General features: G+C 50.4%; 18 protein-coding genes. 13 read left to right on the top strand and 5 right to left on the bottom strand.

Features of this window, described 5'->3' with window-relative positions:
* Positions 1-8 precede the first annotated feature (8 nt).
* A complete protein-coding gene (locus QUF14_RS04830; protein ID WP_000056407.1) occupies positions 9-1127 on the bottom strand; it encodes an anion transporter in 1119 nt (372 codons plus the stop codon).
* Entirely contained in the window at positions 1124-1591 is a 468-nt protein-coding gene (mntR, locus tag QUF14_RS04825) for a manganese-binding transcriptional regulator MntR (protein ID WP_000091016.1), read from the bottom strand. Before mntR ends, QUF14_RS04830 begins: the two co-directional genes overlap by 4 nt.
* A 185-nt stretch (positions 1592-1776) precedes the next feature.
* Between mntR and mntS the strand changes: the two genes are divergently transcribed.
* Together mntS and opgE are read left to right on the top strand one after the other, a co-directional pair.
* Entirely contained in the window at positions 1777-1905 is a 129-nt protein-coding gene (mntS, locus tag QUF14_RS04820; RefSeq protein ID WP_001001761.1) for a manganase accumulation protein MntS, read from the top strand.
* 271 nt (positions 1906-2176) lie between these two features.
* A complete protein-coding gene (gene opgE / locus QUF14_RS04815; protein WP_001054692.1) occupies positions 2177-3760 on the top strand; it encodes a phosphoethanolamine transferase in 1584 nt (527 codons plus the stop codon).
* Between the two features lie 48 nt (positions 3761-3808).
* Here the strand turns inward: opgE and ompX are convergent, their stop codons facing one another.
* Both ompX and QUF14_RS04805 read right to left on the bottom strand, forming a co-directional pair.
* Entirely contained in the window at positions 3809-4324 is a 516-nt protein-coding gene (gene ompX, locus QUF14_RS04810) for an outer membrane protein OmpX (RefSeq protein ID WP_001295296.1), read from the bottom strand.
* Positions 4325-4376: 52 nt separating this feature from the next.
* Positions 4377-4442, bottom strand: coding sequence for a protein YliM (locus tag QUF14_RS04805; RefSeq protein ID WP_120795379.1), 66 nt, complete (start codon positions 4440-4442; stop codon positions 4377-4379).
* A gap of 234 nt (positions 4443-4676) precedes the next feature.
* On the opposite strand from QUF14_RS04805, the gene rhtA reads away from it, so the two are divergent.
* The 6 genes from rhtA (at position 4677) to ybiO (ending at position 11375) form a co-directional block, all read left to right on the top strand.
* On the top strand, positions 4677-5564 hold the full coding sequence (gene rhtA / locus QUF14_RS04800; protein ID WP_001295297.1) for a threonine/homoserine exporter RhtA: 888 nt from the start codon (positions 4677-4679) through the stop codon (positions 5562-5564).
* 298 nt (positions 5565-5862) lie between these two features.
* A complete protein-coding gene (dps, locus tag QUF14_RS04795; protein WP_000100800.1) occupies positions 5863-6366 on the top strand; it encodes a DNA starvation/stationary phase protection protein Dps in 504 nt (167 codons plus the stop codon).
* A gap of 403 nt (positions 6367-6769) precedes the next feature.
* On the top strand, positions 6770-7516 hold the full coding sequence (glnH, locus tag QUF14_RS04790; protein WP_000843866.1) for a glutamine ABC transporter substrate-binding protein GlnH: 747 nt from the start codon (positions 6770-6772) through the stop codon (positions 7514-7516).
* A 138-nt stretch (positions 7517-7654) separates the two neighbouring features.
* The gene (gene glnP, locus QUF14_RS04785) at positions 7655-8314 is read left to right on the top strand and encodes a glutamine ABC transporter permease GlnP (protein WP_001159065.1); all 660 of its coding nucleotides are present in this window, start codon (positions 7655-7657) and stop codon (positions 8312-8314) included.
* Positions 8311-9033 carry a glutamine ABC transporter ATP-binding protein GlnQ gene (glnQ, locus tag QUF14_RS04780; protein WP_000569076.1) on the top strand — a complete coding sequence of 241 codons (723 nt, stop codon included), beginning with the start codon at positions 8311-8313 and terminating at the stop codon, positions 9031-9033. Before glnP ends, glnQ begins: the two co-directional genes overlap by 4 nt.
* Positions 9034-9149: 116 nt before the next feature.
* Positions 9150-11375: a mechanosensitive channel protein gene (gene ybiO / locus QUF14_RS04775; RefSeq protein ID WP_001267237.1), complete on the top strand. Its 2226-nt coding sequence runs from the start codon at positions 9150-9152 to the stop codon at positions 11373-11375.
* On the opposite strand, the gene rlmF is transcribed toward ybiO, so the two are convergent.
* Positions 11372-12298, bottom strand: a complete 927-nt coding sequence (gene rlmF, locus QUF14_RS04770; RefSeq protein ID WP_001275948.1) for a 23S rRNA (adenine(1618)-N(6))-methyltransferase RlmF — start codon at positions 12296-12298, stop codon at positions 11372-11374. The genes ybiO and rlmF overlap by 4 nt on opposite strands.
* Before the next feature lie 275 nt (positions 12299-12573).
* Here rlmF and mcbA point away from each other — a divergent pair, with 275 nt between their 5' ends.
* The 5 genes from mcbA (at position 12574) to ybiJ (ending at position 17136) form a co-directional block, all read left to right on the top strand.
* The gene (mcbA, locus tag QUF14_RS04765) at positions 12574-12834 is read left to right on the top strand and encodes a DUF1471 family periplasmic protein McbA (protein WP_000710619.1); all 261 of its coding nucleotides are present in this window, start codon (positions 12574-12576) and stop codon (positions 12832-12834) included.
* Between the two features lie 264 nt (positions 12835-13098).
* On the top strand, positions 13099-15381 hold the full coding sequence (locus QUF14_RS04760) for a catecholate siderophore receptor Fiu (RefSeq protein ID WP_000430026.1): 2283 nt from the start codon (positions 13099-13101) through the stop codon (positions 15379-15381).
* Between the two features lie 212 nt (positions 15382-15593).
* Entirely contained in the window at positions 15594-16271 is a 678-nt protein-coding gene (gene ybiX, locus QUF14_RS04755) for a PKHD-type hydroxylase YbiX (protein ID WP_000990147.1), read from the top strand.
* Between the two features lie 73 nt (positions 16272-16344).
* Positions 16345-16611 carry a C4-type zinc finger protein YbiI gene (gene ybiI / locus QUF14_RS04750; RefSeq protein WP_100734012.1) on the top strand — a complete coding sequence of 89 codons (267 nt, stop codon included), beginning with the start codon at positions 16345-16347 and terminating at the stop codon, positions 16609-16611.
* Positions 16612-16875: 264 nt separating this feature from the next.
* Positions 16876-17136, top strand: coding sequence for a DUF1471 family protein YbiJ (ybiJ, locus tag QUF14_RS04745; protein WP_000849301.1), 261 nt, complete (start codon positions 16876-16878; stop codon positions 17134-17136).
* Positions 17137-17271 lie beyond the last annotated feature (135 nt).

Raw genomic sequence — 17271 nt, 5'->3', positions numbered from 1 at the left:
GCCAGCACCTAGCTGGCCGGGAACATAACTAACAAAACGTATCCCACCAGCGCCGCCCACAACAGCATCGGTATTGAATAGAGATGGAAACGCCACCAGATACGGCGATCGTTTGCCATCCGTAACGCAATCAAATTTGCCAGCGATCCGGGTAATAAACCAAAGCCACCCACGTTTACCGCCCATGCCAGTAATAAAGACGGTGGCACATAATTGAGCAGCAAAATCGTGCTCGGCACGTTACTGATCACCTGCGATAAACCAATTGCCGTTAACCATAATCCGGGTTCGGATAAATGGCTCACATTGCTCAACACGCCCTGCAAAGCTGGCAGTTGGGTCAGCAAATGGACGTCGATAAACATCGCCATAAATACCAGCAGCAGAGTCCAGTCCACGCTGATCACCACGCGACGAGCCAGCAGCGCAAAGCCCGCCGCTACAATCACCAGTCCCCACAGCTCTTGTTTTAACTCCAGCGCCGTCAGAAAGACGATATACAGCCCCAGACAACTCCACACCAGCCGCGGTTTCCACTCAGGTGTTTGCGCCCCCGTATGATATTGCAGCGCCTTTCCAGGGAAACAACACCAGCACAGTAGCAGGAGTGTCAGCATCATTGCGCCAGCCAGCGGTGCCATTTGGGCAATAAACCCGGCAAACGAAAGACCAGAACGACCCCAGATAAGAATATTTTGCGGGTTGCCAATCGGCGTCAGTAGCGAACCCGCATTGACTGCCAGCGCCTCAAAAATAATCAGTCGATTAATCGGGATCTCACACAGTCTTTTTAGTGTGATTGTCAGCGGAACAACAATAAACAGCGCGACATCGTTGGTCAGAAATGTTGAAAGCAACGCCGCCGCCAGCACCATAAACATTGCCAGCCGACGCTCAGTAGCAAAGCGGCGCACCATTTTGCGCCCCAGCACATCAAAATAACCGCTTAACTCCACACCTTTGGTCAGCAGCATCAGGCCACTGAGGGTGATGATAGTGTGCCAGTCGATAGCAGCAAGCCAGGATTTCGGTGCAAAGGGAACGAAAAAACTTAATCCGATGCCAACAAGAATTAATAACTGAAAAAAGCGATCGCCTTGTAGCGTGCGTAAAAAAGGCAGGCTCATTTGGCACCGTGTTTCTGGGTAAACAAACGAAAGGCATCCAGCGTCTCTTCACTGACATGGTGCTCCATGCCTTCCGCGTCGCGACGAGCGATTTCCGGGCTGACGCCCAACACCAACAAGAAATTTTCGACTATCTGATGTCGCTCGCGGCTTTCCTGCGCCAGCTTCTCTCCTTCTGCCGTTAAAAACACGCCACGCCAGGGGATCATTTCAATCAGCCCCATGGTTGCCAGTCGTTTGAGCATTTTAGCCACCGTCGGTTGCGAAACGCCCAGACGAGCAGCCATGTCCACCTGACGAGCTTCCCCCACTTCCCTGATCAAGTCAGAAATCAGCTCAACGTAATCATCAATAAGCTCGCGCCGGTGTGCCTCTCTGACCTGGCGGAACCCTTCAACGTGCTCTTCCACATTCACTAACTGCGTCACTTTTTTTGCTGTTGGCGTACCTGCGCGACGACTCATTGTGCTTCCTCATTATGGTGACGCATACATAGCGTTCTCATTTCGTGCGCACATTGTAAACCAGAGTTGCGAAGGTACAAAAAATTAACGTTTTAGCAATAGCTATATAATATAGCCTGTGCTATATCTGTATGTAATGCAATCATCCCTCAAGGATCGACGGGATTAGCAAGTCAGGAGGTCTTATGAATGAGTTCAAGAGGTGTATGCGCGTGTTTAGTCATTCTCCCTTTAAAGTACGGTTAATGCTGCTCTCTATGTTGTGCGATATGGTCAACAACAAACCGCAGCAAGATAAACCTTCCGATAAATAGCGGCGTCGCGGTACGCCGCTTCACTCCTGCTTTTATGCAGGCACAACGCGTTTTGCTCTGAAAAACCCCACTTTTTGTCGGATTTGCAATCCCCTTCGCAAAAGATTTGTTCGTCAGTAGTTGACCTGAACGGCAGCTCGCTCTATCTTCTTGCAGCCCTGCGTATATTGCGGCTCGCGGATGCGGACCCTTTTCCCCTCTTCACGCACTCTTGCAGGTATTGACCCTTGACGCCAGGGTAAGCACATGGCGTTTGTTACGATAGTGGCATATGAATTTAACCCTCAAAGAATCGCTTGTTACCCGTAGCCGGGTATTTAGCCCGTGGACTGCGTTCTACTTTTTACAGTCGCTATTAATTAACCTCGGCTTAGGTTACCCCTTCAGTTTGCTATACACCGCCGCATTTACGGCTATTTTGCTTTTGCTATGGCGAACATTGCCTCGCGTACAAAAAGTTCTGGTCGGTGTCAGTTCGCTGGTGGCGGCTTGTTATTTCCCTTTTGCTCAGGCCTACGGCGCGCCTAACTTCAATACCTTGCTGGCATTGCATTCCACCAATATGGAAGAGTCGACCGAAATCCTGACGATTTTTCCGTGGTACAGCTACCTGGTCGGCTTATTTATTTTTGCGCTCGGCGTAATAGCAATCAGGCGGAAAAAAGAGAGCGAAAAAGCGCGCTGGAATACCTTCGACAGTCTGTGTCTGGTATTCAGTGTGGCGACATTTTTTGTTGCTCCCGTGCAAAATCTGGCCTGGGGCGGCGTATTTAAACTGAAAGATACTGGCTATCCGGTATTTCGTTTTGCTAAGGATGTCATCGTCAATAATAACGAGGTGATTGAAGAGCAAGAACGGATGGCAAAACTTTCCGGAATGAAAGATACCTGGACGGTCACTGCCGTTAAGCCGAAGTATCAGACCTATGTGGTGGTGATCGGTGAAAGTGCGCGTCGCGATGCCCTCGGTGCCTTTGGCGGTCACTGGGACAATACCCCGTTTGCCAGCAGTGTTAACGGTTTGATATTTGCTGACTACATTGCCGCCAGTGGCTCCACGCAGAAATCGCTTGGCTTAACGCTCAATCGCGTAGTCGATGGCAAACCACAGTTTCAGGATAACTTTGTCACCCTGGCAAATCGCGCGGGCTTCCAGACCTGGTGGTTTTCCAACCAGGGCCAAATCGGCGAATACGATACCGCCATCGCCAGCATCGCCAAACGTGCAGATGAAGTGTACTTCCTGAAAGACGGTAATTTTGAAGCAGATAAAAACACTAAAGACGAAGCGTTACTGGATATGACCGCGCAGGTGCTGGCGCAAGAACACTCGCAACCGCAACTGATTGTTTTACATCTGATGGGCTCACATCCACAGGCCTGCGACCGGACACAAGGCAAATACGCAACCTTTGTGCAATCGAAAGAAACATCATGCTATCTCTATACCATGACACAAACGGACGATTTGTTGCGTAAGCTGTACGACCAGTTACGCAATAGCGGCAGCAGCTTCTCGCTGGTTTACTTTGCGGACCACGGTCTGGCCTTTAAAGAACGCGGCAAAGACGTGCAATACCTTGCCCATGATGATAAGTATCAGCAAAATTTCCAGGTGCCTTTTATGGTCATTTCGAGCGACGATAAAGCGCATCGGGTGATTAAAGCCCGCCGTTCAGCCAATGACTTTTTAGGCTTTTTCTCGCAGTGGACGGGAATTAAAGCGAAGGAAATTAACATCAAATACCCGTTTATATCTGAGAAGAAAGCCGGGCCGATATACATCACCAACTTCCAGTTACAGAAGGTGGATTACAACCATCTCGGAACCGATATTTTCGACCCGAAACCTTAAAACAAAAAATCCGCCCCGAGAGGCGGATTTTTTATATCACCGAAGTGATTAGAAGCGGTAACCAACACCGGCAATCCAGGTGCCTACGTCAACGCTACGAATACGGCTCTGCTCGTAAGAGAAGTCCAGAGCAACGTTTTCCATCGGGTTGAACTGCAGACCAGCACCGTAGGAGAAACCGTAGTCGCTGGTGTCGTGTTTGTAGGTCGGGTATTCAGTGGTCTGGAATTTACCATAACCCACACCCACTACACCGTAGATGCTTGCCCAGTCGTTAATGCGGTAAGCCGGACCAGCAGTGATGCCGTAGTACTGGTTTTTGTTGTAGTCACCAGAGCTTGCAGTACGGCTTTTCTCGGTGTAAGTGAAAGAACCGATCACACCCAGCGGGCTGTTGTCTTCTTCATAGCGGTATTTCAGGTTGAAACCGCCCATTTTGTTCATTTGGCCCTGAGCGTCGCTCTGTGCGTAACCGCCAGTTACGGTAGAAGTCGCAGCTACGGAAGTACCTGCGGTGAAAGCCAGAACTGCGGCCAGTGCTGAAAGACATGCAATTTTTTTCATAACCACCTCAAATGTGATTCAAATAAGTCCTAAGTTTTAAATATATCAAAAATTAATGGGAAACTCTTCGCGATTTATGATGTCTAACGGGCCATTTCATGTAACAGAACGTTTCCATACACCGCTATCCATCTAAATTTAAATCACTTTTTCAGAGAACTGCGTAAGTATTACGCATGTATTCCCTGTCATTCATCCAGATTATTCCTAATCACCAGACTAATGATTCCATCAATCCTGGCGCATTTTAGTCAAAACGGGGGAAAATTTTTTCAACAAATGCTCAACCAGCATTGGGTATATCCAGTACACTCCACGCTTTACTTAGGTTTAGATATTTGTGGGAGAAAGGATGCCTGGTTCATTACGTAAAATGCCGGTCTGGTTACCAATAGTCATATTGCTCGTTGCCATGGCGTCTATTCAGGGTGGAGCCTCGTTAGCTAAGTCACTTTTTCCTCTGGTGGGCGCACCGGGTGTCACTGCGCTGCGTCTGGCATTAGGAACGCTGATCCTCATCGCGTTCTTTAAGCCATGGCGACTGCGCTTTGCCAAAGAGCAGCGGTTACCGCTGTTGTTTTACGGCGTTTCGCTGGGTGGGATGAATTATCTTTTTTATCTTTCTATTCAGACAGTACCGCTGGGTATTGCGGTGGCGCTGGAATTCACCGGACCACTGGCGGTGGCGCTGTTCTCTTCTCGTCGCCCGGTAGATTTCGTCTGGGTTGTGCTGGCGGTTCTTGGTCTATGGTTCCTGCTACCGCTGGGGCAAGACGTTTCCCATGTCGATTTAACCGGCTGTGCGCTGGCACTGGGAGCAGGGGCTTGTTGGGCTATTTACATTTTAAGTGGGCAACGCGCAGGAGCGGAACATGGCCCTGCGACGGTGGCAATTGGTTCGTTGATTGCAGCGTTAATTTTCGTGCCAATTGGAGCGCTTCAGGCTGGTGAAGCACTCTGGCACTGGTCGGTTATTCCATTGGGTCTGGCTGTCGCTATTCTCTCGACCGCTCTGCCTTATTCGCTGGAAATGATTGCCCTCACCCGTTTGCCAACGCGGACATTTGGTACGCTGATGAGCATGGAACCGGCGCTGGCTGCCGTTTCCGGGATGATTTTCCTCGGAGAAACATTGACACCCATACAGCTGCTGGCGCTCGGCGCTATCATCGCCGCTTCAATGGGTTCTACGCTGACAGTACGCAAAGAGAGCAAAATAAAAGAATTAGACATTAATTAAATTTACATTTCTGCATGGTTATGCATAACCATGCAGAATTTCTCGCTACTTTTCCTCCACACCGTCTTTATATATCGAATTATGCAAAAGCATATTTATTCCGAAAATTCCTGGCGAGCCAATAAATAAGAATTGTTCTTATCAATATATCTAACTCATTGAATTTTTATTAGTTTTGTTTTTCACGCTTGTTACCACTATTAGTGTGATAGGAACAGCCAGAATAGCGGAACACATAGCCGGTGCTATACTTAGTCTCGTTAATTACTGGGACATAACATCAAGAGGATATGAAATTATGAGTACCGCTAAATTAGTTAAATCAAAAGCGACCAATCTGCTTTATACCCGCAACGATGTCTCTGACAGCGAGAAAAAAGCAACAGTAGAGTTGCTGAATCGCCAGGTTATCCAGTTTATTGATCTTTCTTTGATTACCAAACAAGCGCACTGGAACATGCGCGGCGCTAACTTCATTGCCGTACATGAAATGCTGGATGGCTTCCGCACAGCACTGATCGATCATCTGGATACCATGGCAGAACGTGCAGTGCAGCTGGGCGGTGTAGCTCTGGGGACCACTCAAGTTATCAACAGCAAAACCCCGCTGAAAAGCTACCCGCTGGACATCCACAACGTTCAGGATCACCTGAAAGAACTGGCTGACCGTTACGCGATTGTCGCTAATGATGTACGTAAAGCGATTGGCGAAGCGAAAGATGACGACACCGCAGATATCCTGACCGCCGCGTCTCGCGACCTGGATAAATTCCTGTGGTTTATCGAGTCTAACATCGAATAAATCCATCGCTGATGGTGCAGAAATTTAGTAAACGATAACAGCGGCTTCCTGACAGGAGGCCGTTTTGTTTTGCAATCCGCCTCAACGCACTTATTTAGTGCATCCATCCGCTGTCCACGACCATCAAAGTAAATTTTTTGTATCCACATCATCACACAATCGTTACATAAAGATTGTTTTTTCATCAGGTTTTACGCTAAATAATCACTGTGTTGAGTGCACAATTTTAGCGCACCAGTTTGGTGCCCCAGAATGGTGCATCTTCAGGGTATTGCCCTATAAATCGTGCATTACGTTTTTGCCGCATCTTGATAAATCAATGAGTTGCAAAACTGGCACGATTTTTTCATATATGTGAATGTCACGCAGGGGATCGTCCCGTGGATAGAAAAAAGGAAATGCTATGAAGTCTGTATTAAAAGTTTCACTGGCTGCACTGACCCTGGCTTTTGCGGTTTCTTCTCATGCCGCGGATAAAAAATTAGTTGTCGCGACGGATACCGCCTTCGTTCCGTTTGAATTTAAACAGGGCGATAAATACGTGGGCTTTGACGTTGATCTGTGGGCTGCCATCGCTAAAGAGCTGAAGCTGGATTACGAACTGAAGCCGATGGATTTCAGTGGGATCATTCCGGCACTGCAAACCAAAAACGTCGATCTGGCGCTGGCGGGCATCACCATTACCGACGAGCGTAAAAAAGCGATCGATTTCTCTGACGGCTACTACAAAAGCGGCCTGTTAGTGATGGTGAAAGCTAACAATAACGATGTGAAAAGCGTGAAAGATCTCGACGGGAAAGTGGTTGCTGTGAAGAGCGGCACTGGCTCCGTTGATTACGCGAAAGCAAACATCAAAACTAAAGATCTGCGTCAGTTCCCGAACATTGATAACGCCTATATGGAACTGGGCACTAACCGCGCAGACGCCGTTCTACACGATACGCCAAACATTCTTTACTTCATCAAAACTGCCGGTAACGGTCAGTTCAAAGCGGTAGGTGACTCTCTGGAAGCACAGCAATACGGTATCGCGTTCCCGAAAGGTAGCGATGAGCTGCGTGACAAAGTCAACGGCGCGTTGAAAACCCTGCGCGAGAACGGAACTTACAACGAAATCTACAAAAAATGGTTCGGTACTGAACCAAAATAATAACGCTACGCCTGTAAAGCGCACTGGCAGTCCCCTCTCCCCTCTGGGGAGGGGGGTTGGGTAAGGGGCGCAAACCCGCTCCGGGGCCATTAATTACCCTGAATTTGATTATTTACACCACGGTAACAGGAACAACATATGCAGTTTGACTGGAGTGCCATCTGGCCTGCCATTCCGCTTCTGATTGAAGGTGCCAAAATGACCCTGTGGATTTCGGTCCTCGGTCTGGCTGGCGGCCTGGTGATCGGATTGCTGGCAGGTTTTGCACGCACCTTCGGTGGTTGGATAGCCAACCACGTCGCGCTGGTCTTTATTGAAGTGATCCGCGGCACACCTATCGTCGTCCAGGTGATGTTTATCTACTTTGCCCTGCCGATGGCGTTTAACGACTTACGCATCGACCCGTTTACTGCGGCGGTGGTCACCATCATGATCAACTCCGGCGCGTACATTGCAGAAATCACGCGTGGTGCGGTGCTGTCTATTCACAAAGGTTTTCGTGAAGCAGGACTGGCGCTCGGTCTTTCACGTTGGGAAACCATTCGCTACGTCATTTTACCGCTGGCACTGCGTCGTATGCTGCCGCCGCTGGGTAACCAGTGGATCATCAGCATTAAAGACACCTCGCTGTTTATTGTTATCGGCGTGGCGGAACTGACCCGTCAGGGGCAAGAAATTATTGCCGGTAACTTCCGCGCCCTTGAGATCTGGAGCGCCGTGGCGGTGTTCTATCTGATTATTACCCTGGTGCTGAGCTTTATTCTGCGTCGTCTGGAAAGAAGGATGAAAATCCTGTGATTGAATTTAAAAACGTCTCCAAGCATTTTGGTCCAACCCAGGTGCTGCACAATATCGATTTGAACATTGCTCAGGGCGAAGTCGTGGTGATTATCGGGCCGTCCGGTTCCGGTAAATCGACCCTGCTGCGCTGCATCAACAAACTGGAAGAAATCACTTCCGGCGATCTGATTGTCGATGGCCTGAAGGTTAACGATCCGAAAGTTGACGAGCGCCTGATTCGCCAGGAAGCGGGTATGGTGTTCCAGCAGTTTTACCTCTTCCCGCATCTGACGGCGCTGGAAAACGTCATGTTTGGCCCGCTACGTGTACGTGGCGCGAACAAAGAAGACGCGGAAAAACTGGCGCGTGAACTGCTGGCGAAAGTCGGTCTGGCAGAACGTGCACATCACTACCCTTCCGAACTTTCTGGTGGTCAGCAGCAGCGTGTGGCGATTGCCCGCGCGCTGGCGGTGAAGCCGAAAATGATGCTATTTGATGAACCGACTTCCGCTCTTGACCCGGAACTGCGCCATGAAGTGCTGAAGGTTATGCAGGATCTGGCTGAAGAAGGGATGACGATGGTGATCGTGACACACGAAATCGGTTTTGCCGAGAAAGTCGCTTCGCGCCTGATCTTTATCGACAAAGGCCGGATTGCGGAAGATGGCGATCCGCAGGTGTTGATCAAGAACCCACCGAGCCAGCGCTTGCAGGAATTTTTGCAGCACGTCTCTTAACTTCTCAGCCTCCCTTTCCCCCGAAAGGGAGGCACACCAGATTCCTCTCATTTAAAATCGCCCCTCCCCCAGCATCTATACTTATCTTTTTGCTCTGTTTTCTCACTGGAGGAGTCATGCGGTGGATCCTGTTCATCCTCTTCTGCCTGCTGGGCGCACCTGCCCACGCGGTATCCATACCCGGCGTTACAACCACAACGACAACGGACTCAACGACTGAACCGGCCCCGGAACCGGATATCGAACAAAAAAAAGCGGCCTATGGCGCACTGGCGGATGTGCTGGATAATGACACCTCGCGTAAAGAGTTGATCGACCAGTTGCGCACCGTCGCCGCTACGCCTCCTGCGGAACCCGTACCGAAGATCGTGCCGCCGACGCTGGTTGAAGAGCAAACCGTGCTGCAAAAAGTCACCGAAGTCAGCCGCCATTATGGTGAAGCCCTTTCCGCCCGCTTCGGACAACTTTATCGCAATATCACCGGCTCCCCGCATAAGCCGTTTAATCCACAAACCTTCAGCAATGCGTTGACCCATTTTTCAATGTTAGCGGTATTAGTGTTTGGTTTTTACTGGCTGATTCGCCTGTGCGCACTTCCGCTGTATCGCAAAATGGGCCAGTGGGCGCGGCAAAAAAATCGTGAGCGCAGTAACTGGTTGCAGCTTCCGGCGATGATTATCGGGGCGTTTATTATCGACCTGCTGTTACTGGCACTGACATTATTTGTCGGCCAGGTCTTAAGCGACAACCTGAATGCGGGCAGTCGCACCATCGCTTTCCAACAAAGTTTGTTTCTCAACGCCTTTGCCCTGATTGAATTTTTCAAAGCCGTATTACGCCTGATTTTTTGCCCCAACGTGGCGGAGCTGCGCCCGTTCACGATTCATGACGAGACCGCCCGTTACTGGAGCCGTCGCCTGAGCTGGTTAAGCAGCCTGATTGGCTATGGCCTGATTGTGGCCGTGCCGATTATCTCTAATCAGGTGAATGTACAGATAGGTGCGCTGGCGAACGTCATCATTATGCTGTGCATGACGGTCTGGGCGTTGTACCTGATCTTTCGTAATAAAAAAGAGATTACCCAGCATTTGCTCAACTTCGCGGAGCATTCGCTGGCCTTTTTCAGCCTGTTTATCCGCGCCTTTGCGCTGGTGTGGCACTGGCTGGCAAGCGCCTATTTTATCGTGCTGTTTTTCTTTTCGTTGTTCGATCCGGGCAACAGCCTGAAATTTATGATGGGTGCAACGGTGCGCAGCCTGGCGATTATTGGTATCGCAGCATTTGTTTCCGGTATGTTTTCCCGCTGGCTGGCGAAAACCATCACCCTCTCGCCACATACTCAGCGTAACTATCCCGAGCTGCAAAAACGGCTGAATGGATGGCTTTCGGCGGCACTGAAAACAGCGCGTATTCTGACAGTCTGCGTGGCGGTAATGCTGCTGTTGAGCGCATGGGGATTGTTCGATTTCTGGAACTGGCTGCAAAACGGTGCGGGGCAGAAAACCGTAGATATCCTGATCCGTATCGCACTCATTCTTTTCTTCTCGGCGGTTGGCTGGACGGTGCTCGCCAGTTTGATCGAAAACCGGCTGGCTTCGGATATTCATGGCCGCCCGCTACCCAGCGCCCGTACGCGTACCCTGCTGACGCTGTTCCGTAACGCGCTGGCGGTGATTATCAGTACCATCACCATCATGATTGTGTTGTCGGAAATCGGCGTTAATATCGCGCCATTGCTGGCAGGTGCCGGGGCATTAGGTCTGGCTATCTCGTTTGGTTCGCAAACGCTGGTGAAAGATATTATCACCGGGGTATTTATTCAGTTTGAAAACGGCATGAACACTGGAGATTTGGTGACTATCGGGCCGTTGACCGGCACTGTGGAACGGATGTCGATTCGCTCCGTGGGCGTACGCCAGGATACCGGGGCGTATCACATCATTCCGTGGTCTTCGATTACCACCTTTGCTAACTTTGTCCGCGGCATTGGTTCGGTAGTGGCAAATTATGATGTTGATCGCCATGAAGATGCTGATAAAGCCAATCAGGCACTGAAAGATGCGGTAGCGGAATTAATGGAAAACGAAGAAATTCGCGGGTTGATTATCGGTGAACCGAACTTTGCCGGGATTGTCGGCTTAAGCAATACCGCATTTACACTGCGTGTTTCGTTCACCACGCTGCCACTCAAACAATGGACGGTCCGCTTTGCCCTCGACAGCCAGGTGAAAAAACATTTCGACCTGGCGGGCGTTCGCGCGCCAGTGCAGACTTATCAGGTGCTGCCTGCTCCGGGCGCGACCCCGGCTGAACCGTTGCCGCCGGGGGAACCAACGCTTTAACGCTGGCGATTGACAAAACGGCGGCGCTGCTCGTCGTTCATAAAGGTCCAGGCAATAAAGCGGCTCTGCTTTTGCCCCTGGGCCATCTCTTTTTTGACCACTTTCACCGCGCCCACGTCCGTCAGAGCACGATACAACGGCGGTAAGTTTTCGCCACGAGATACCAACGAGGTAAACCAAATCACCTGCTTCGCGAAGCCTTTGCTCTCTTCAATCATCTTTTTGATAAAAGCGACTTCACCGCCTTCACACCACAACTCCTGTTGCTGACCACCAAAGTTCAGTGCATCGTCGTTGTTCAGCCCCAGGTTACGGCGTTTACGTTCACTACCTGCCCGTGCCGCAGCGGCGGAATCGTGGAATGGCGGGTTACACAAGGTCGCGTCGTATTGCTCGTTTTTATGGATGATGCCGTTAAAAATCGCCCCACTCTCTTTTTGCCGACGCAGACGAATGGCGCGGTTAAGCCCCGGATTAGCACTGATGATCGCCTGCGCGCTGCTTAACGCCTGGCTGCTGGTTTCACTACCGGTAAAACGCCAGCCATATTCGTGTACGCCAATCAGCGGATAAATACAGTTCGCACCAACGCCGATATCCAGAATGCTGGCATTAGCTGGAATTGATCCTGTTGCTTCTGCCAGTAAATCGGCAAGGTGATGAATATAATCCGCCCGGCCCGGTACTGGCGGGCAGAGAAAACCGTCCGGGATATCCCAGTTCGCTACGGCGTAAAAATGGGCCAGCAACGCCTTATTGAGCGCCTTCACCGCCAGCGGATTGGCAAAGTCTACGCTTTGCTCCCCGGCGGGTGTAAGCGTGAGGAATTGCCTGAGTTCAGGATTCACCTGACAAAGCGTGGCGAGATCGTAGCGGCTGTGATGACGGTTGCGCGGATGCAACCCCGGTTTCTGGGCGGACATAGCATTCTCCTTTAAGCAGCGGCGTAAGATACCCGCATAACGCGACAGGGTAAATATCTGGCGTCGTGTATCATGCGCAAAATATGCCACTTATCTTGTTACCCCATCAATTCATCATAAAAATCAGTATCATGCATGTCATTGATTTGTCTTATTTTGTAAAAATATATCGTTCAAAAAACAAGCACATCTCTGTCAATTTTTTGCGTCATTTTCATCGTCCAGGCGACCTACACTTATCAGGCACTACCCGTTGTATTTATGAGGATGTCATTATGAAAAAGTGCCTCACACTACTGATTGCCACCGTCCTGAGCGGAATCTCTCTCACGGCTTATGCCGCGCAACCGATGAGTAACCTGGACAGCGGTCAGCTACGGCCCGCCGGTACCGTTTCGGCAACTGGCGCATCAAACCTAAGCGATCTGGAGGATAAACTGGCAGAAAAAGCGCGCGAACAAGGCGCGAAAGGTTATGTCATTAATTCCGCAGGCGGAAATGACCAGATGTTCGGTACTGCAACCATCTACAAATAACCCCACCAACGTAACTGCATTCGCCTCTGGATGCAGTTTTCGCCTGTTTTGTAATCAAAAAACATCAAATATGAACGCAATGTAAATAAATGTATTTCTTTTTCGCGCAATGGGTGATAGAAAATCGCGCCAAGTGATAATGCTTATCAAAATTATTATCACTTGCACGAACACTATCACGGGATTAACAGTGGCATCGCATCCGCAGAGAGGCTTTCTCGTGACAGTGAAAATTTCAACATATAAGAAAAAGTCACCTGCAAAATGGAAAACAATCGCAATTTCCCTGCCAGACAATTTCATTCGCTCACGTTCTTTGCCGGTCTTTGTATTGGTATTACGCCTGTGGCACAGGCACTCGCCGCCGAAGGGCAAACTAACGCGGATGACACGCTGGTTGTCGAAGCATCAACGCCTTCGCTTTATGCACCACAACAATCTGCCGATCCGAAATTCTCGCGTCCGGTAGCGGATACGACCCGCACGATGACGGTGATTTCTGAACAAGTGATTAAAGATCAGGGCGCAACCAACCTTACCGATGCGCTCAAAAACGTCCCCGGAGTGGGTGCGTTTTTTGCTGGTGAGAACGGTAACTCCACCACTGGCGACGCCATTTATATGCGCGGTGCCGATACTTCTAACAGTATTTATATTGATGGGATTCGCGATATCGGCAGCGTCTCACGCGACACCTTCAATACCGAACAGGTCGAAGTGATTAAAGGGCCGTCCGGCACCGACTACGGGCGCAGCGCGCCGACGGGCTCGATCAATATGATCAGCAAGCAGCCGCGCAATGATTCAGGCATTGACGCTTCCGCCAGTATTGGCAGCGCCTGGTTCCGCCGCGGCACGCTGGACATCAATCAGGTCATTGGTGATACCACCGCGGTGCGCCTGAATGTGATGGGTGAAAAAACGCACGATGCCGGACGCGACAAAGTTAAAAATGAGCGTTACGGCGTCGCCCCTTCTGTCGCTTTTGGCCTTGGCACAGCGAATCGTTTGTATCTTAATTATCTGCATGTCACCCAGCACAACACGCCAGACGGCGGCATTCCGACCATCGGTTTGCCGGGCTATTCTGCCCCATCTGCGGGAACGGCGGCCCTGAATCATTCTGGAAAAGTTGATACGCATAACTTTTACGGTACGGATTCCGATTACGACGATTCGACCACCGACACCGCTACCATGCGTTTTGAGCACGACATCAACGATAACACCACCATTCGCAACACTACCCGTTGGTCGCGCGTGAAGCAGGATTACCTGATGACGGCAATTATGGGCGGGGCGTCGAATATTACCCAGCCCACCAGCGATGTGAATAGCTGGACCTGGTCACGCACGGCGAATACTAAAGATGTGAGTAATAAAATTCTCACCAACCAGACCAACCTGACCTCGACGTTCTATACCGGTTCTATCGGTCATGATGTCAGTACCGGCGTGGAATTTACCCGTGAAACGCAGACTAACTACGGCGTTAAGCCGGTGACGTTACCTGCGGTAAATATTTATCATCCTGACAGCAGCATTCATCCCGGCGGCCTGACGCGCAACGGCGCAAACGCCAATGGTCAGACGGATACCTTCGCAATTTACGCCTTCGATACGCTGCAAATCACCCGTGATTTTGAGCTGAACGGCGGGATCCGTCTGGATAATTATCATACTGAATATGACAGTGCCACCGCCTGCGGCGGCAGCGGGCGCGGTGCCATCACCTGCCCTGCTGGCGTGGCAAAAGGTTCTCCGGTCACCACCGTCGATACCGCCAAGTCGGGCAATCTGGTGAACTGGAAAGCCGGGGCGCTGTATCACCTGACGGAAAACGGCAATGTCTATATTAACTATGCCGTTTCCCAGCAGCCTCCGGGCGGCAACAACTTCGCCCTTGCGCAGTCTGGCAGCGGTAACAGTGCCAACCGCACCGATTTTAAACCGCAAAAAGCCAACACCAGCGAGATTGGCACCAAATGGCAGGTTCTGGATAAACGCCTGTTGCTTACCGCCGCGCTGTTCCGTACTGATATCGAAAATGAAGTTGAGCAAAATGACGACGGAACTTACTCGCAATACGGTAAGAAACGCGTCGAAGGCTATGAGATATCCGTGGCCGGGAATATCACTCCCGCGTGGCAGGTGATTGGCGGCTATACCCAGCAAAAAGCGACCATTAAAAATGGCAAAGATGTTGCCCAGGATGGTTCCTCATCGCTGCCCTATACCCCGGAGCACGCCTTTACCTTATGGAGCCAGTATCAGGCAACCGATGATATTTCCGTTGGTGCGGGCGCACGCTATATCGGCAGTATGCATAAAGGTTCTGACGGCGCGGTGGGAACGCCAGCGTTTACCGAAGGTTATTGGGTCGCCGACGCTAAACTGGGGTATCGGGTTAATCGCAATCTCGACTTCCAGCTAAACGTCTACAACCTGTTTGATACCGATTACGTCGCCTCAATCAACAAGAGCGGCTACCGTTATCACCCGGGCGAGCCAAGAACGTTCCTGCTTACCGCCAATATGCATTTCTGATTCAGATGTGGGGCGCAGGGCTCACTAATGTTGATGGCGAGAACAGGACTGCCTGATGCGCTGCGCTTATCAGGCCTACAAGGTTGTGCAATGCATTGAATTCACATCATTTGGTAGGCCGGATAAGGCATTCACGCCGCATCCGGCATGAACAAAGCACCTGCTGTTAAAAATCGGTGTAGGGTAAAAGCCCCACTTTTTGGAGAACTTGTATGATGTACCACATTCCCGGCGTGCTATCGCCAAAAGACGTCGCCCGGTTTCGCGAACAACTGGAACAAGCCGAATGGGTGGATGGACGCGTCACCACCGGCGCACAAGGCGCGCAAGTTAAGAACAATCAACAGGTAGACACCCGCAGCACCTTATACGCCGCCCTGCAAAATGAGGTGCTGAACGCGGTTAACCAACATGCTTTGTTCTTTGCCGCGGCCTTGCCGCGTACCCTTTCCACGCCGCTGTTTAATCGCTATCAGAACAATGAAACCTATGGTTTCCATGTGGATGGCGCAGTACGCAGCCATCCACAAAACGGCTGGATGCGTACTGACCTTTCTGCCACACTGTTTTTAAGCGATCCACAAAGCTACGACGGCGGCGAACTGGTCGTTAATGACACCTTCGGACAACATCGGGTAAAACTCCCGGCAGGCGATCTGGTGTTGTATCCCTCCAGCAGCCTGCACTGCGTGACCCCCGTAACCCGTGGCGTACGGGTGGCATCATTTATGTGGATCCAGTCGATGATCCGCGATGATAAAAAGCGCGCCATGCTGTTCGAACTGGACACCAATATTCAGTCGCTGAAAAGCCGCCATGGCGAAAGTGAAGAGATCCTGTCGCTGCTCAATCTTTATCATAATCTGCTGCGGGAATGGTCGGAGATCTGACGCTTGAACTGCCCGAGTTCGTCCCTATATTAGCTACACTTAACTGTACAAGCATTGATATGGGGAGGACGATATGGCATCCGGTTGGGCTAACGATGACGCCGTCAACGAACAGATCAACAGTACAATTGAAGATGCGATTGCTCGTGCCCGGGGTGAAATTCCGCGTGGCGAGAGCCTGTATGAATGTGAAGAGTGCGGCGCCCCCATCCCGCAGGCCCGTCGGGAAGCCATTCCTGGCGTGCGCTTATGCATTCATTGTCAGCAGGAGAAAGATTTACAAAAACCAGATTATACAGGATATAATCTCAGAGGTTCGAAAGACAGCCAGTTACGTTAACTACAACTGGCGGGATGTATAGCGAGTATAATTTGTATTTTGCGTGGCATTCCGTGCCTTTAACGCTGTCGTGACTGCCACGCTGCATAAAACAAGTCCATAAGTTCAACAAATAAATGGATTATCAGTATGTTAGATATCAATCAATTTATTTGAACAAGGCGGTCAATTCTCTTCGATTTTATCTCTCGAAAAAAAACGTGACACTCATCACATCGACGAAACAACGTCACTTATACAAAAATCACCTGCGAGAGATTAATTATGAAAACTATCAATACTGTTGTTGCTGCTATGGCTCTTTCAACTCTGTCCTTTGGCGTGTTCGCGGCGGAACCGGTAACGGCATCCCAGGCACAGAACATGAATAAAATCGGCGTGGTTTCTGCCGATGGTGCATCCACCCTCGATGCCCTGGAAGCGAAACTGGCTGAGAAAGCTGCGGCTGCTGGTGCCAGCGGATACAGCATCACTTCTGCCACCAACAACAATAAATTAAGCGGAACTGCGGTTATCTATAAGTAATTCGTAGGCCGGATAAGGCGTTCACGCCGCATCCGGCAACAGGTGCCTGATGCGACGCTACAGCATCTTATCAGGCCTACAAAATCCGAACCGTTGGACGGATAAGGCGTTGACGCTACGTCCAGCAAAAGTATT

Origin of the sequence: Escherichia sp. HH091_1A, from assembly GCF_030295175.1 — a bacterium.
GTDB classification, from domain to species: Bacteria; Pseudomonadota; Gammaproteobacteria; order Enterobacterales; family Enterobacteriaceae; genus Escherichia; species Escherichia coli_F.
The sequence above is the reverse complement of the archived record's forward strand: the minus strand, read 5'-3'. Positions and strand labels throughout refer to the sequence as shown.

Coding starts and splice junctions, on each gene's coding strand:
- QUF14_RS04830 (WP_000056407.1), bottom strand. CDS start 1,127: ATGAGCCTGCCTTTTTTACGCACGCTACAAGGCGATCGCTTTTTTCAG.
- mntR (WP_000091016.1), bottom strand. CDS start 1,591: ATGAGTCGTCGCGCAGGTACGCCAACAGCAAAAAAAGTGACGCAGTTA.
- mntS (WP_001001761.1), top strand. CDS start 1,777: ATGAATGAGTTCAAGAGGTGTATGCGCGTGTTTAGTCATTCTCCCTTT.
- opgE (WP_001054692.1), top strand. CDS start 2,177: ATGAATTTAACCCTCAAAGAATCGCTTGTTACCCGTAGCCGGGTATTT.
- ompX (WP_001295296.1), bottom strand. CDS start 4,324: ATGAAAAAAATTGCATGTCTTTCAGCACTGGCCGCAGTTCTGGCTTTC.
- rhtA (WP_001295297.1), top strand. CDS start 4,677: ATGCCTGGTTCATTACGTAAAATGCCGGTCTGGTTACCAATAGTCATA.
- dps (WP_000100800.1), top strand. CDS start 5,863: ATGAGTACCGCTAAATTAGTTAAATCAAAAGCGACCAATCTGCTTTAT.
- glnH (WP_000843866.1), top strand. CDS start 6,770: ATGAAGTCTGTATTAAAAGTTTCACTGGCTGCACTGACCCTGGCTTTT.
- glnP (WP_001159065.1), top strand. CDS start 7,655: ATGCAGTTTGACTGGAGTGCCATCTGGCCTGCCATTCCGCTTCTGATT.
- ybiO (WP_001267237.1), top strand. CDS start 9,150: ATGCGGTGGATCCTGTTCATCCTCTTCTGCCTGCTGGGCGCACCTGCC.
- rlmF (WP_001275948.1), bottom strand. CDS start 12,298: ATGTCCGCCCAGAAACCGGGGTTGCATCCGCGCAACCGTCATCACAGC.
- mcbA (WP_000710619.1), top strand. CDS start 12,574: ATGAAAAAGTGCCTCACACTACTGATTGCCACCGTCCTGAGCGGAATC.
- QUF14_RS04760 (WP_000430026.1), top strand. CDS start 13,099: ATGGAAAACAATCGCAATTTCCCTGCCAGACAATTTCATTCGCTCACG.
- ybiX (WP_000990147.1), top strand. CDS start 15,594: ATGATGTACCACATTCCCGGCGTGCTATCGCCAAAAGACGTCGCCCGG.
- ybiI (WP_100734012.1), top strand. CDS start 16,345: ATGGCATCCGGTTGGGCTAACGATGACGCCGTCAACGAACAGATCAAC.
- ybiJ (WP_000849301.1), top strand. CDS start 16,876: ATGAAAACTATCAATACTGTTGTTGCTGCTATGGCTCTTTCAACTCTG.